Origin of the sequence: Sphingomonas arantia (genome assembly GCF_042682045.1) — a bacterium.
Classification (GTDB): Bacteria; Pseudomonadota; Alphaproteobacteria; order Sphingomonadales; family Sphingomonadaceae; genus Sphingomonas_R; species Sphingomonas_R arantia.
Genome location: NZ_JBHUGS010000003.1, coordinates 276,748 through 288,709, shown reverse-complemented (window position 1 = coordinate 288,709; position 11,962 = coordinate 276,748). Strand labels below are relative to the sequence as shown.

At 67.5% G+C, this 11,962-nt stretch carries 20 protein-coding genes; 12 read left to right on the top strand and 8 right to left on the bottom strand.

From position 1 onward, the window contains the following. Positions 1-32: 32 nt before the first annotated feature. The 5 genes from ACFSGX_RS12795 to ACFSGX_RS12775 form a co-directional block, all read right to left on the bottom strand. Positions 33-263: a hypothetical protein gene (locus tag ACFSGX_RS12795; protein WP_157176377.1), complete on the bottom strand. Its 231-nt coding sequence runs from the start codon at positions 261-263 to the stop codon at positions 33-35. Next, positions 260-463, bottom strand: coding sequence for a hypothetical protein (locus ACFSGX_RS12790; RefSeq protein ID WP_157176378.1), 204 nt, complete (start codon positions 461-463; stop codon positions 260-262). Before ACFSGX_RS12790 ends, ACFSGX_RS12795 begins: the two co-directional genes overlap by 4 nt. 243 nt (positions 464-706) lie before the next feature. After that, a complete protein-coding gene (infA, locus tag ACFSGX_RS12785) occupies positions 707-964 on the bottom strand; it encodes a translation initiation factor IF-1 (RefSeq protein WP_157176379.1) in 258 nt (85 codons plus the stop codon). Between the two features lie 7 nt (positions 965-971). Continuing rightward, positions 972-1,178: a cold-shock protein gene (locus ACFSGX_RS12780; protein ID WP_076071220.1), complete on the bottom strand. Its 207-nt coding sequence runs from the start codon at positions 1,176-1,178 to the stop codon at positions 972-974. Positions 1,179-1,321: 143 nt separating this feature from the next. Continuing rightward, positions 1,322-1,960: a hypothetical protein gene (locus ACFSGX_RS12775; protein WP_380930439.1), complete on the bottom strand. Its 639-nt coding sequence runs from the start codon at positions 1,958-1,960 to the stop codon at positions 1,322-1,324. 82 nt (positions 1,961-2,042) lie between these two features. On the opposite strand from ACFSGX_RS12775, the gene ACFSGX_RS12770 reads away from it, so the two are divergent. Both ACFSGX_RS12770 and ACFSGX_RS12765 read left to right on the top strand, forming a co-directional pair. Then, complete coding sequence (locus ACFSGX_RS12770; protein ID WP_380930438.1) at positions 2,043-2,474, top strand: hypothetical protein; 432 nt, start codon at positions 2,043-2,045, stop codon at positions 2,472-2,474. Positions 2,475-2,566: 92 nt separating this feature from the next. Next, positions 2,567-2,707, top strand: a complete 141-nt coding sequence (locus ACFSGX_RS12765) for a hypothetical protein (protein WP_380930437.1) — start codon at positions 2,567-2,569, stop codon at positions 2,705-2,707. Position 2,708: 1 nt separating this feature from the next. Here ACFSGX_RS12765 and ACFSGX_RS12760 read toward each other — a convergent pair whose 3' ends face one another. After that, positions 2,709-4,013: an MFS transporter gene (locus tag ACFSGX_RS12760; RefSeq protein WP_380930435.1), complete on the bottom strand. Its 1,305-nt coding sequence runs from the start codon at positions 4,011-4,013 to the stop codon at positions 2,709-2,711. 83 nt (positions 4,014-4,096) lie between these two features. Here ACFSGX_RS12760 and ACFSGX_RS12755 point away from each other — a divergent pair, with 83 nt between their 5' ends. From ACFSGX_RS12755 to ACFSGX_RS12725, 7 genes are read left to right on the top strand one after another with little or no spacing between them, the layout of a single operon-like run. Next, positions 4,097-4,657, top strand: a complete 561-nt coding sequence (locus ACFSGX_RS12755; RefSeq protein WP_380930433.1) for a GNAT family N-acetyltransferase — start codon at positions 4,097-4,099, stop codon at positions 4,655-4,657. Between the two features lie 6 nt (positions 4,658-4,663). Continuing rightward, the gene (locus ACFSGX_RS12750; RefSeq protein ID WP_380930432.1) at positions 4,664-5,296 is read left to right on the top strand and encodes a phosphatase PAP2 family protein; all 633 of its coding nucleotides are present in this window, start codon (positions 4,664-4,666) and stop codon (positions 5,294-5,296) included. Positions 5,297-5,305: 9 nt separating this feature from the next. After that, positions 5,306-5,854, top strand: a complete 549-nt coding sequence (gene pgsA, locus ACFSGX_RS12745; protein ID WP_380930430.1) for a CDP-diacylglycerol--glycerol-3-phosphate 3-phosphatidyltransferase — start codon at positions 5,306-5,308, stop codon at positions 5,852-5,854. Between the two features lie 5 nt (positions 5,855-5,859). After that, positions 5,860-6,117, top strand: a complete 258-nt coding sequence (moaD, locus tag ACFSGX_RS12740) for a molybdopterin converting factor subunit 1 (RefSeq protein WP_380930429.1) — start codon at positions 5,860-5,862, stop codon at positions 6,115-6,117. Between the two features lie 2 nt (positions 6,118-6,119). Beyond that, entirely contained in the window at positions 6,120-6,590 is a 471-nt protein-coding gene (locus ACFSGX_RS12735) for a molybdenum cofactor biosynthesis protein MoaE (protein WP_380930427.1), read from the top strand. Beyond that, positions 6,583-7,110 (top strand): sigma-70 family RNA polymerase sigma factor, encoded by a 528-nt coding sequence (locus ACFSGX_RS12730; protein WP_380930426.1) that lies wholly within the window; start codon positions 6,583-6,585, stop codon positions 7,108-7,110. Before ACFSGX_RS12735 ends, ACFSGX_RS12730 begins: the two co-directional genes overlap by 8 nt. Positions 7,111-7,114: 4 nt before the next feature. After that, entirely contained in the window at positions 7,115-7,807 is a 693-nt protein-coding gene (locus ACFSGX_RS12725) for an anti-sigma factor (protein WP_380930424.1), read from the top strand. Positions 7,808-8,317: 510 nt separating this feature from the next. On the opposite strand, the gene ACFSGX_RS12720 is transcribed toward ACFSGX_RS12725, so the two are convergent. Together ACFSGX_RS12720 and ACFSGX_RS12715 are read right to left on the bottom strand one after the other, a co-directional pair. After that, positions 8,318-8,812, bottom strand: coding sequence for a fasciclin domain-containing protein (locus tag ACFSGX_RS12720; RefSeq protein WP_380930783.1), 495 nt, complete (start codon positions 8,810-8,812; stop codon positions 8,318-8,320). 148 nt (positions 8,813-8,960) lie between these two features. Beyond that, positions 8,961-9,881: a hydrogen peroxide-inducible genes activator gene (locus ACFSGX_RS12715; protein WP_380930422.1), complete on the bottom strand. Its 921-nt coding sequence runs from the start codon at positions 9,879-9,881 to the stop codon at positions 8,961-8,963. A gap of 129 nt (positions 9,882-10,010) precedes the next feature. On the opposite strand from ACFSGX_RS12715, the gene ACFSGX_RS12710 reads away from it, so the two are divergent. From ACFSGX_RS12710 to epsC, 3 genes are all read left to right on the top strand, one after another. After that, positions 10,011-10,553: a peroxiredoxin gene (locus ACFSGX_RS12710; RefSeq protein ID WP_380930420.1), complete on the top strand. Its 543-nt coding sequence runs from the start codon at positions 10,011-10,013 to the stop codon at positions 10,551-10,553. A 109-nt stretch (positions 10,554-10,662) separates the two neighbouring features. Further along, positions 10,663-11,187 (top strand): alkylhydroperoxidase, AhpD family, encoded by a 525-nt coding sequence (gene ahpD / locus ACFSGX_RS12705; RefSeq protein ID WP_380930418.1) that lies wholly within the window; start codon positions 10,663-10,665, stop codon positions 11,185-11,187. A 64-nt stretch (positions 11,188-11,251) separates the two neighbouring features. Beyond that, a complete protein-coding gene (gene epsC, locus ACFSGX_RS12700) occupies positions 11,252-11,944 on the top strand; it encodes a serine O-acetyltransferase EpsC (protein ID WP_380930416.1) in 693 nt (230 codons plus the stop codon). Positions 11,945-11,962 lie beyond the last annotated feature (18 nt).

Sequence of the window (11,962 nt, the reverse complement as noted above, 5' to 3'; positions counted from 1 at the left end):
TCTCGACAGGCTCGAGCCAAACGGCGTGAGCCTTACGCCAGTTCGGCGATCGCACGTTCCACGGTGGCCAGGCCTTCGGGGCTGGCGACGGCGAGGTCGATCGGGCGGCCGCCGAGGTCGGCGTCTTCGGTGTTGAGGAAGGCGACGACCTTCGCCGAGTCGCGCAAAGCCTCGAACGCAAGGCGCGTGACGCGGCCCTGGCGTTCGGCGGCCTCGGGGCTGAGGCGAACGCCGTCGAACCGCTTGCGGAACGGACGGTTCAAAGCGGGGAGCCCCCGCGGGCGGCCTTTTCGGTGGCCAGCGTGTCGCGCATTTCCTCGCCCTGCGCGATGCGGCCGGCCATGGTCAGCCAGGCGGCCTCCGAACGGCGGCAGCGGTCGCGGACATTGTCGAGCGTGGCGGCTTCGGCATCGCGGGCGGCTTCGGCGGCGCGGGCCATGTAATATTCGCTGGTGACCGACATGGGCGGGGGTCCTTTCGATACGGCAGGGACTGTCGTGGGGTCAGCCAAGGACCTCCGCCACGATATGGCGTAATTCGGATCGCGACAATGTCGGCCGGAGGGCCGGGACGGTGCGTTTCAACCGCGCGGGGCGGCTGTTCCAGGGTAGGTACGTCGTTCGGTCGGTCGTCGTGTGGTGCATAAGGTCCTTCGGCGCGCGCGATGGGCGGCCGGTATCAAGATATAAGAATAAAGTGCGACACTTCAGCGTGTGCCGCGACGCTGTCCGGGGCCGACGCCCGGCGTTCGTTCGCGATAGACGAGCCGACCTTTTTCAAGATCATAAGGCGTCATCTCGACTTGAACGCGGTCGCCGACCACCGAACGGATGCGGTAACGCCGCATCTTTCCGGCCGTGTAGGCAATGATCTTGTGATCATTGTCCAACACGACACGGAAGCGTCCATCCGGCAAAATCTCGTCGATCAGGCCATCGAGGGTCACTGACTCCTCTTTGGCCATGACGAAATCAGGCCGACTGGAGGTTGACGGCGGACTGCTTGCCGCGACGATCCGTTTCCAGTTCGTAGCTGACGCGCTGATCCTTGTTGAGGGTCGGCATACCGGCGCGCTCGACGGCGGTGATGTGGACGAAGCTGTCGCCCGAACCATCTTCGGCTGCGATGAAGCCATAGCCCTTGTCGGAATTGAAGAATTTGACGGTGCCGATTGGCATGAGTGTTTCCTTTCAAAGAAACGAGGAAACCCCGGACAGCGTGCCCAGGGAGCCAGGAAGCAAGAAAAGGAAAGGTCCGCCCGCGGGCATCAAATTCCGTCGCAGGCGACGTGTGCAATCTTCATATAGTAGAATGGTCGTGATTAATCAATCGATTGCCGTGGCGGCGGCAACGGGCCGGCCAGCGCGGCGACCAGTTCGTCGGCGATCCGATCGTAGAATCGGCAGATCGCGCGGAGGTCGTCCGGGGTGACCGCAAGCTGCGATCCGGCAGGCAGCGGGGCAGGCCGGGCGATCGAGACGAAAGAGTCCGGGGCGGCCCAGCCGAGCGTCGGGACGGAGCCAGGCAGACCAGCGCGGACGATGCCGCCGGTGTGGAACAGGCAGTTGCGCGACCGGCCGATGGCACGCAACGCGGCGTCGTCCGGACTGGCGAGCGCCATGACGGTGCGGAGCATCGCGAGCTTGCGGGCGGTGTTGTCGAGCCGGTCGAGTGCCGCGCGTTCCTCGAGTGTCGCGACGTTGGCCGCGATGGCGTCGATCAGCAGGCTGAGGAAGCGATCGACCTCGCGCAGGCCGTTGCCGATCACCTTGGCGCGGCCGTGGCCGGTGATTGCGGTTGCGGTCGCGTCGGCCGGGCCGGACCGCAGCCCGCTTCCGAGGAATCGGGTGCCGCGGCGGAGCGTGACGAGGGCGAGCGCGAGATCGGGTGCGGGCGGGATGGGATGTTCCGGACGGGGTGGCGAGTCGTCGCAATGAACGATCCGGGGCGGTCGGTCCATCCGGGGCGGCTATGGGCTGTAACGGAACTGTAGCGGACGGGCGGCGGTTGGAGCGAACATCATATTCATCAGGAGGTCCGCCATGGCGACCGAGACACCGAACGACACCACCGCCCACAAGTTGGACACCGCCAAGCCCAAGCCGCCGAAGCCGGCCGCGAAGGACAAGCCCAAGGCCGCCAAACCGCCGAAGCCGCCGAAGGGCGAGGGGAAGCCCGGCAAGAAGTCGAAGGCGTCGGCGAAGGGCGGGACCATGGTGGCGAACGCCGTCGACCAGGTTCGGACGGCAGCGACGAAGGCGGTGAAGGCCGTGTCGAAGCCACGTGGTGCGGCGATCGGCGCGGCGGCCGCGACGGTGGGGCTGATCGCCGGTTTCGTCGCCGTGTCCGGCGCGCGCCGGGCAAAGAAGCCGGCGCGTCTGCCCGCACCGCGCAAGACGGTGACCGTGGCACCCGGCGAGACGCCGGCGCCGACGATCGGTGAGATGATGGCCGCGAAGGACGACGCGGTCTGATTGGCGTGCGGCACCGTCCCGTCGTGGGACAGTGCCGCACCCTTGCGATTTTACGCGGGACAGAAAGGTTAGCGGCTTGTTAACCCGTCGACATGATCGACGCAGCGACCATCCTGTCCCGTGAGCCGGCCGAGCGTCCCGAGACGATGTCCGTGCCGATCATGTCGGACCTGCGCTTCTTCCTGCGCGCTTATGCCGGCGGGTTCGCGCTGTTCCTGACGATCCTAAGCTGACCTAGTCGCGCAGCGCCGCGGCGCGCAGGTCGGCCGCGTGGCGATCGCAGGCCAGGTGCAGGCGATAGGCGAGCAGCGCCGCGCCGATGCTCATGACCGCGACCAGCAGCAACGTTCCGGCGATCGACACCCCGAAATGGACCAGCCCCGCGAGCATGACGGTGGCGAACACCATCGCGCCGGCATTGACGATGTTGTTTGCGGCGACGGTGCGTGCGGTCTGCGCCTTGGGCACGGTGGTGGTGAGGAAGGCGTAGAGCGGCACGACGAACATGCCGCCCGCCACCGCGACGCCGAACAGGTCGATCAGCACGCGGTCCGCATGCGGCAGCGCCACGAACGAGCGGAGGTCGAGCAGCGTGCCGTCCGTCGGCGGCCAGTGTGCGACCGTCCAGTAGAGGTCGCAGACGAACAGGCCCATCAGGATGGCGGCGGCGGGTGCGAACCGGGCGGACACCGCACCCTTCAGCAGGCGATTGATGATGATCGACCCGACCGCGACGCCGATCGAGAAGATCGACAGGAACAGCGTGGCGACCGACTGGTTCGCGGACAGCGCGTTCTTGACCAGCGGGGGGAACTGCGCCGCCAGGATCGCGCCCTGCATCCAGAAGAAGCTGATCGCGGTGATCGCCAGGAACAGCCGGCGGATGTGCATCGTGTCGCGCACCAGTCGGATCGACGCGCGCAGGATGTGGAAATCGATCCGCACATCGGGGTTCTCGGACGGGGCAGGCGGCACCTTCTGACCCGCGATGCGGCCGAGCACCGCGACGATCAGCACGAGCACCGCGGCGATATGGGCGGGCACGATGCCGCCGACGATCGTGCCGAGCAGGATCGCGCCATACGTGCCGGCCTCGACCAGCCCGGTGCCGCCGAGCACTTCGTCCGATTCGAGATGTTGCGGCAGGATGGCGTATTTGATCGGGCCAAAGAAGGTGGAGTGGACGCCCATCGCGAACAAAGCGGCGAGCATCAGCGGGATGTTGGCGAGCAGCAAGCCGGCCGCGCCGAACACCATGATCGCGATTTCGACCGATTTGACGAGCCGGACGATCTTCGCCTTGTCGCGCCCGTCCGCCAGTTGCCCGGACAGTGCGGACAGCAGGAAGAAGGGCAGGATGAAAAGCCCGCCCGCGACTGCGGAGAAGGAGGCTTCCGCCGTCGGGTCCTTCAACACCTCGAACGTGACAAGCATGATCATCGCGGTGCGGAACAGATTGTCGTTGAACGCCCCCAGGAACTGGGTGACGAACAGCGGCAGGAACCGGCGTTCGGCGAGGAGCCGGAAGGAAGGTGTCATGCGGATTTATGGAGTCACATCGTTCCGGGGAAGCCGCGACATAGCGCATCCTTGGGCCCCATGCCAAACCGGATGCGGGCGCGGTGACTGAGCCGGGCGTGGGGCCGGTGCTGACGACCGCGCGGACGCGGCTGCGCCCCTACGGCGTGGCCGATTTCGCGGCGCGGGCGGCCTTGGGTGCGATGCCCGACTTCTACCGTTTCACCAGTGGTACCGCGGCGAGCGAGGAGGAAAGCTGGCATCGGGTGCTGCGTTACATCGGGCACTGGGCGGTGTTCGGATTCGGGTTCTTCGTGGTCGAGGATCGTCTGAGCGGACGGTTTCTGGGCGAGGCGGGGGCGATGGATTTCCGCCGTGGCATCGGCGGCGGGTTCGGCGACCTGCCGGAGCTGGGCTGGGGGTTCGTCCCGGACGTCCACGGGACGGGGATCGCGGGGGAGGCGGTGCGTGCCGTGCTCGCGTGGCTGGACAGTGGGCCGGGCCGGGCGGGGACGGTGTGCATGATCGGCCTGGAGAATCATGCGTCGCACCGGTTGGCGACCCGGGTCGGCTATGTCGGGTCGGGCAGCGCGGAGTATCATGGCCGGCCGGTGGCGACCTATGCCCGTGCGGCCGGTGCAACTTTCGTATCGCCGCCCGGTTGAACGCGGATGGATATGGACAGACAGGCGCACCAATCGCAGGCCGAGCGCGCGACGGCCGGCCGCACCGCCGTGGAGCGGGCAGACGCGCAGGTGAACGCCAGCGTGGCGCCGTTGCGCGATACGATGGTGGTGCGCGCGACGTCCGCTTTTTCCGAGATACTGGACCAGCCGCCGCTCGTCGCGATCTCCGCGCTGACCGCGGTGGCGGGCCTCGCGACGCGCAATCCGCGGCTGGCACGGGCGGGGCTGCGGATGCTGGCGTCGCACGCGTTGGCGACGTTTGCCAAGGGCGTGATCAAGAACCGCGTCGACCGCTCGCGGCCGAAGAAGCTGGTCGACGACGGCGATTATCGGATGGAACCGGGCGAGAGCGATGAGGGGGACATGCGGTCCTTTCCGTCCGGTCACACTGCTGGCGGGGTGGCGGTTGTTCGGGCGCTGGCGCGGGAATATCCCGGGTCCACGGTGCCGGCCGGCGCCGCGCTGACCGCCACCGCCGCGGCGCTGATCCCGAAGCAGGCGCATTATCCGAGCGACATCGCGGCCGGGGCGGTCGTCGGCTGGGTATCCGAATATCTGATTCATCTCGCCTGGGGTCGTATGGAACGGCACTTCCCCAAAGGGCTTGCAGCGCGCTAGAAGCAGGCGATGCTGAGCCTCCCGAACATCCTCACCCTGTCGCGCATCTTTGCGATGCCGCTGCTGGTGTTCCTGTTGTGGCTGCCCAGCCGAGCCGATTACGCGCTGGCGTTCGGGCTGTATTGCCTGATGGGCATCACCGATTATTTCGACGGTTACCTGGCGCGGGCGCAGGGGACCGTGTCGAAGCTCGGCGTGTTCCTCGATCCGATCGCGGACAAGATCATGGTGGCGGCGGTGATCGTCATGCTGATCTTCACGCGCGATATCGACGGGTGGCACGTGATCGCCGCGCTGGTGATCCTGCTGCGCGAGATCGCGGTGTCCGGGCTGCGCGAGTTCCTGGCCGAGCTGCGCGTGTCGGTGCCGGTGTCGAAGCTGGCGAAGTGGAAGACGACGTTTCAGCTGGTGTCGCTGGGCGGGATCATCCTGGCCGGTGCGTTGCCGCAGCAGCACTGGATCCTGCTGGTCGGACTGTTCAGCCTGTGGGCCGCAGCCGCGCTGACCCTGCTGACGGGGTGGGATTATCTGCGCGTCGGCCTGAAGCACATGGACTGACGGCTGTGGCGATCGAGATGTTGTATTTCGCCTGGGTGCGCGAACGGGTGGGCGTGGGGACCGAGCGGGTCGATCCGCCCGCCAACGTCGCGACGGTGGCGGATTTAATCGGCTGGCTGGCGACGCGGTCGGGCGGTCATGCCGCGGCGTTCGCGGATGCCGGGCGGATCCGGGCGGCGATCGACGACCGGTTCGTGGGGCTGGACGCGTCGATCGGTGGAGCGCGCGAGATCGCGTTGTTCCCGCCGGTGACGGGGGGCTGAGCGTGGCTGCGATTCATCCAGTCATCGATGTCCGCGTGCAGGCCGACGATTTCGACGTCGGCGCCGAACTTGGCGCGCTGGAAGCGCTGGGCGGCGGAGCGGTCGGCAGCTTCACCGGGATCGTGCGCGGCGGGGACGGTCTGTCCGCGCTGGTGCTGGAGCATCATCCGGTGATGACGGGGACGACCCTGCGGCAGATCGTCGATGACGCGGCGGGGCGCTGGCCGTTGCTGGGTGTCACGGTGATCCACCGTCACGGGCGGCTGGAGCCGGGAGCGCGGATCGTGTTCGTCGGTACGGCGTCGCCACATCGCGCAGCGGCGCTGGAGTCGACGATGTTCTTGATCGACTGGTTGAAGACACGGGCGCCCTTCTGGAAGCAGGAATGCTTTGCGGACGGGCGCAAGACATGGGTGGAGGCCCGCCCGGCAGACGATGCCGCGGCGGAGCGATGGGGCGCGGCACATGGATGATCTGGAACAGCTGCTGCACCGTGTCGGGCAGCAGGACCGCGCCGCGTTCGCGCTGCTGTACGAGCGGACGTCCGCGAAACTGAACGGGATCGTGCGCCGTATCTTGCCCGAGATGACACTGGCAGACGATGTTCTTCAGGATGTTTACGTCCGAATCTGGCGCAGTGCGGCCGGTTACGAAGCATCGCGCGGGCGGCCGGTGACGTGGATGGCGGCGATCGCGCGAAATCTGGCGATCGACGTGCGGCGGCGCGAGGCATCGCGTGGACTGGGCCGGCAGGTGGTGTATGAACCGGACCTGGGAGGGGCCGCGCCGGGCATCGACGCGGAACTGGCGCTCGCGCTCAGGCGATGCCTGGAGGTGCTGGAGCCGGTACAGCGCGACATGATCGTGGCGGCCTATTGCGAGGGGATGAGCCGGGAGGAACTGGCGGACCGCCATACGCGGCCGGTAGGAACCGTGAAATCCTGGCTGCATCGTGGCCTGGCGGCCCTGAAAGCGTGTCTGAGCGATGACTGATCCGATGGACATGACCGCAGCCGAATATGTGCTCGGCACATTGGACGCGGACGAGCGCGCGGCGTTCGAACGCGTCCTGATGGACGACCCGCAGGCGGTGGCCGAAGTGGCGGCGTGGCAGCGGCGGCTGGCGCTGCTCGATGCGATCGCGCCCGACGTGACGCCGTCGCCAGAATTGTGGGCGCGGATCGAGGCGGCGACACGGCCGGAGGCGGCGAACGACAATGTCGGCGTGGCGCGCGGCTGGCGCGGGGCGGCGGTCGCGGCGGCGCTGCTCGCCTGCGTCAGTTCCGGGCTGGCGGTGATGGGCTGGCAGCGGCCGCCCGAAACGCGGGTCGTGACGCGGACGGTCGCGACGAAGATGGACGCGATGGCGACGCTGACTCCCGAGGGCGCGACGCCCGCGGTGCTGGTCGGCTGGCACGAAGCCAGCGGTCGCTATGAGGTGCGGCCGGTAACGATGGACGTCGATCCGGTCCACGCGCATCAGCTCTGGCTGATCGTCGAGGGCGAGGGGCCGCGCTCGTTGGGTCTGATCGGCAACGAGGCGCGCTGGATCGACGGGCGCTCGCTGCGTCCGGGCCAATCGGCGACGATCGCGGTGTCGGTCGAACCGCTGGGCGGGTCGAAGACGGGCGCGCCGACCGGGCCGGTCATCTATTCGGGCAAGCTGATCCGGTTGCCGGAGCGGAGTTGAGGCTGGCGGGTTGGTCGTTGGGTTGAGCGGCTGGGCGGTATGACGATCTCAGCCGATCGCAGGCGTACGCCAAGTTCCCCGCGAGCGGAGCAGTTGGGGCTGACGCTTCTCCCTCAGTATCGTCATCCCGGCGCAGGCCGGGATCTCCCTTGGGCTAGGGGTGTGCGCTTCACCGGAGGGAGGTCCCGGCCTGCGCCGGGATGACGGTTTGGGGGCCAGGTGGATTAACTTCGTCTCGTCTTTCCGGTTCGGTTGAGACCCCGTCTGTTAAGTCGTCGTCCAGCCGCTTTGCTCGTGATCTAGGTGCGGGCGGGGGGCCCCTGGCTTTGGGCGCGCTTCACCGGAGGGAGATCGCGGCGTTCGCCGGGATGACGGTTTGGGGGTAGCAGTCGTTCAGCCTGGTTCTGCGGGCTCTATTTTGCGCAAAGCCCCGGAATGCGGTGGCATTCCGGGGCTTCGTTTGTCCCTTCGGACGGGTTTCCCGCCACCGGTTCAGCGGCGGGACACTGATCAGGGCATCAGCACGGTGTCGACGACGTGGATGACGCCGTTGGACTGCATGACGTCGCCCTGCGTGACGTGGGACATGCCGCCCTTCGCGTCGGTCAGCACGATCTGCTTGCCCATCATCGAGGCGGTCAGCGTGCCGCCGGCGACGGTGGTCAGCGTCGCCTTGCCGCCGCCCGCCTTGATCGCCTTGGTGAGGTCCTTGGCGGTCATGCGGCCGGAGACGACGTGGTAGGTCAGGATCGAGGTCAGCGTCGCCTTGTTCGCCGGCTGCAACAGCGTGTCGACCGTGCCGGCCGGCAGCTTGGCGAAGGCGGCGTTGGTCGGCGCGAACACCGTGAACGGGCCGGGGCCGGACAGCGTGTCGACGAGGCCGGCGGCCTTTACCGCGGCGACCAGCGTGGTGTGATCCTTCGAGTTGACGGCGTTTTCGACGATGTTCTTGGTCGGGTACATCGGCGCGCCGCCGACGGTGGGCACCTTGGCCGACACCGCCATCGGGGCAGTCGCGAGGGTGAGGGCGGTGGCGAGCATCAGTCGGTTCATCATGGACATCGGGCATCTCCGCTAAGCGTCGCCGACGAGCCGGGCGACTAGTCGGAAATACGCACAGCGGCGGGACGGGGTTGCGCGCGGAGCGGGCGAATCAGGTGGACATTCCGTCCAAGGCGGCGGCGCTGATCAGCGATTCCGCCATCAGCTGAAACTCGCGTTCGCGCGGCGATCCGCGTCGCCAGGCAAGCGCGATCTGGCGGGACGGATGATCGGCATCGAGCGGGACCGCGACCACCTGGGTGTGGCGCAGGATGCCCGCGCGGATCGCCATGGCGGGGAGCAGCGTGACGCCCAACCCATTGTCGACCATCTGGACGAGCGTGTGGAGCGAGGTGCCGAGCATCGACGCTTCCGACCGCAGTTCGGGTCGGTTGCAGGCGGCGAGCGCGTGGTCCTTCAGGCAATGGCCGTCCTCGAGCAGCAGCAGCTGCGTCTCGTCGATCGCGTCGGGCGCGATGCGCGGTGGCGGGTCGATCACCTGGCCGCCGGGGAAGGCGACGTAGAGCCGGTCGTCGAACAGCTTCAGCGTGTCGACATCGCCGCACTGGTAGGGGAGCGCCAGCAGCACGCAGTCGAGATGCCCGCGGTGGAGCGAGTCGCAGGCGGCGCCGGTCGTCTCCTCGCGCAGATACAGTTTCAGGTCGGGCCATTCGGCGCGCAGCCGGGGCAGCATGCGCGGCAGGAGGAAGGGCGCGATGGTGGGGATGACACCCATGCGCAGGTCGCCGGACAGCGGCTTGCCCGCGGCGCGCGCCATGTCGGCCAGTTCCTCCGCCTCGCGCAGCACGCGGCGCGCCTTGGCGGCGATCCGGCTGCCGAGCGGGGTGAAGCGCACGACGCGGCGCGTGCGTTCGACCAGCATCGTGCCGAGCAGCGATTCGAGTTCGCGCAGACCCGCCGACAGCGTCGATTGCGTGACGAAGCAGGTTTCGGCGGCGCGCCCGAAATGGCCCTGTTCCTCCAGCGCGACGAGATATTGCAGCTGCTTCAGCGTCGGCAGGTAGGTCGACATAGATCGTCTCCATCGATCACGCCTCGTTGGAATAATCGATTTGCTACATCGCGCGCAAATGTTATTGCAGTGCAGCAAACCGCCGGGACAGGCGGCGCAACCCATTCTCTTCGCACAAGGAAATTCGCCATGCTGACCGTTGGTGACAAGCTCCCCGAATTCGTCCTTCCCGTTCAGCAGGGCGTGTCCGCGCTGCCCGCGGACGAGACGATCGACCTGGGCAAGAAGGACGGCAAGTGGAAGATCCTGTTCTTCTGGCCGAAGGACTTCACGTTCGTCTGCCCGACCGAGATCGTCGGTTATGCCGACCTGAAGTCCGATTTCGCCGACCGTGACGCCGTGCTGATCGGTGCATCGACCGACACGACGCACGTCCACTTCGCATGGCGCAAGTCGGACGAGCGGCTGGCCGCGGCGGATTTCCCGTGGATCGCCGACAACGGCAAGAAGCTGGCGACCGCACTCGGCATCGTCCACCCGGACGAGGGCGTTGCGTACCGCGCGACGTTCATCATCGATCCGGACAACATCATCCAGCACGTGACGGTCAACGGCCTGAACGTCGGCCGCAACCCGCAGGAGGCGCTGCGCGTGCTCGACGCGTTGCAGACCGACGAATTGTGCCCGTGCAACTGGACGCCCGAGGACGAGGTCCTGCGCCCGGCCGCCTGACCCCATGACGATGCGGATGCCGTGGCCGATCCGGCCGGGGGTCCGCACGCAGGGCGCGGGGGCATGACCTCCGCGCCTTTCTTTTTGCCCGACGAACAAGGAACATCCCATGTCGCTCAAGGCCTTTGCCGATACCCTGCCCGATTACGCCAAGGACATCCGCCTGAACGCGGGGTCGCTGGTCAACGACCAGACGCTGGGCGACCAGCGCAAGTGGGGCCTGCTGCTCGCCTGCGCGCACGGTTCCGGTTACCGCCCGCTGGTGGAGGCCGTGGAGGCCGATGCGGCCGGCAAGCTGACCCCGGAAGCCGCGAACGCCGCGCGTGCCGCCGCCGCCGTGATGGCGATGAACAACGTCTATTACCGGTTCGTCCACCTCGCATCGAACCCGGAATATGGCCAGATGCCCGCCAAGCTGCGGATGAACGTGATCGCCAGCCCCGGCATCGACAAGGCCGATTTCGAGCTGTTCAGCCTGGCCGTGTCCGCCCAGAACGGCTGCGGCATGTGCATCGACAGCCATGAAAAGGTGTTGAAGCAGCACGGCGTGAACGCGGAGATCATCCAGGCCGCGGCGCGCGTGGGTGCGGTGATGACCGCGCTGGCGACCGTCCACGGCACGATGGTGGCCTGAAGCGACTCGTAAAAGCCGGGGCGGGGCATATATTGCCGATCATGACCCGTCCCGGAGACCGCCCATGCTGACCCGGCTTGCCGATTATCTGCAGTCGATCAAGGCGCGCGATCCGGCGCCGCGATCGCTGTGGGAGATCCTGCTCTATCCGGGGACGCTGGCGGTCGGGCTGCACCGCGTGGCGCACTGGCTGTACCAGGGCGAGATGTGGTTCGCGGCGCGGTTCGTGAACCACGTCGCGCGGTTCCTGACCGCGATCGACATCCATCCCGGTGCGAAGATCGGCCGTAACCTGTTCATCGACCACGGCTTCGTGGTGATCGGCGAGACCGCGGAGATCGGTGACGACGTCACGATCTACCAGGGCGCGACGCTGGGCGGCACGAACCCGACCAACGGTATGGGCGGAAAGCGCCACCCGACGCTGGAAGACGGCGTGATCGTCAGCCTGGGTGCTGCGATCCTGGGGCCGATCACGATTGGGACGAAGGCACGGATCGGGGCGAACGCGGTGGTAACCAAGGCGGTCGCGCCGGGTGCGGTGATGGTGGGCATTCCGGCCAAGCCGATGCCGATGGACGCGACCGAGAAGGCGCGTGGCTTCACCCCCTACGGCACGCCCTGCACCGAGCAGTATGACCAGGCGACGCAGAAGCTGGAGATCATGCGCTGCGAACTGGAGCGGATGCGGGCGTGCGTCGGCGATCTGCTGGCCGAGCGCGATGCGCGGCGGCCGCAGGAGCGCGACGTCGGATGATCGGTAACGTCGGGCGGA

Excerpts from the sequence above, each read along its gene's own strand:
- ACFSGX_RS12780 (WP_076071220.1), bottom strand. The coding sequence starts at position 1,178 with ATGCCAATCGGCACCGTCAAATTCTTCAATTCCGACAAGGGCTATGGC.
- epsC (WP_380930416.1), top strand. The coding sequence starts at position 11,252 with ATGCTGACCCGGCTTGCCGATTATCTGCAGTCGATCAAGGCGCGCGAT.
- ACFSGX_RS12775 (WP_380930439.1), bottom strand. The coding sequence starts at position 1,960 with ATGGACCGACCGCCCCGGATCGTTCATTGCGACGACTCGCCACCCCGT.
- ACFSGX_RS12765 (WP_380930437.1), top strand. The coding sequence starts at position 2,567 with ATGATCGACGCAGCGACCATCCTGTCCCGTGAGCCGGCCGAGCGTCCC.
- ACFSGX_RS12710 (WP_380930420.1), top strand. The coding sequence starts at position 10,011 with ATGCTGACCGTTGGTGACAAGCTCCCCGAATTCGTCCTTCCCGTTCAG.
- ACFSGX_RS12790 (WP_157176378.1), bottom strand. The coding sequence starts at position 463 with ATGTCGGTCACCAGCGAATATTACATGGCCCGCGCCGCCGAAGCCGCC.
- ACFSGX_RS12725 (WP_380930424.1), top strand. The coding sequence starts at position 7,115 with ATGGACATGACCGCAGCCGAATATGTGCTCGGCACATTGGACGCGGAC.
- ACFSGX_RS12750 (WP_380930432.1), top strand. The coding sequence starts at position 4,664 with ATGGATATGGACAGACAGGCGCACCAATCGCAGGCCGAGCGCGCGACG.
- ahpD (WP_380930418.1), top strand. The coding sequence starts at position 10,663 with ATGTCGCTCAAGGCCTTTGCCGATACCCTGCCCGATTACGCCAAGGAC.
- ACFSGX_RS12760 (WP_380930435.1), bottom strand. The coding sequence starts at position 4,013 with ATGACACCTTCCTTCCGGCTCCTCGCCGAACGCCGGTTCCTGCCGCTG.
- ACFSGX_RS12730 (WP_380930426.1), top strand. The coding sequence starts at position 6,583 with ATGGATGATCTGGAACAGCTGCTGCACCGTGTCGGGCAGCAGGACCGC.
- ACFSGX_RS12770 (WP_380930438.1), top strand. The coding sequence starts at position 2,043 with ATGGCGACCGAGACACCGAACGACACCACCGCCCACAAGTTGGACACC.
- infA (WP_157176379.1), bottom strand. The coding sequence starts at position 964 with ATGGCCAAAGAGGAGTCAGTGACCCTCGATGGCCTGATCGACGAGATT.
- ACFSGX_RS12720 (WP_380930783.1), bottom strand. The coding sequence starts at position 8,812 with ATGGCGGTGTCGGCCAAGGTGCCCACCGTCGGCGGCGCGCCGATGTAC.
- pgsA (WP_380930430.1), top strand. The coding sequence starts at position 5,306 with ATGCTGAGCCTCCCGAACATCCTCACCCTGTCGCGCATCTTTGCGATG.
- ACFSGX_RS12715 (WP_380930422.1), bottom strand. The coding sequence starts at position 9,881 with ATGTCGACCTACCTGCCGACGCTGAAGCAGCTGCAATATCTCGTCGCG.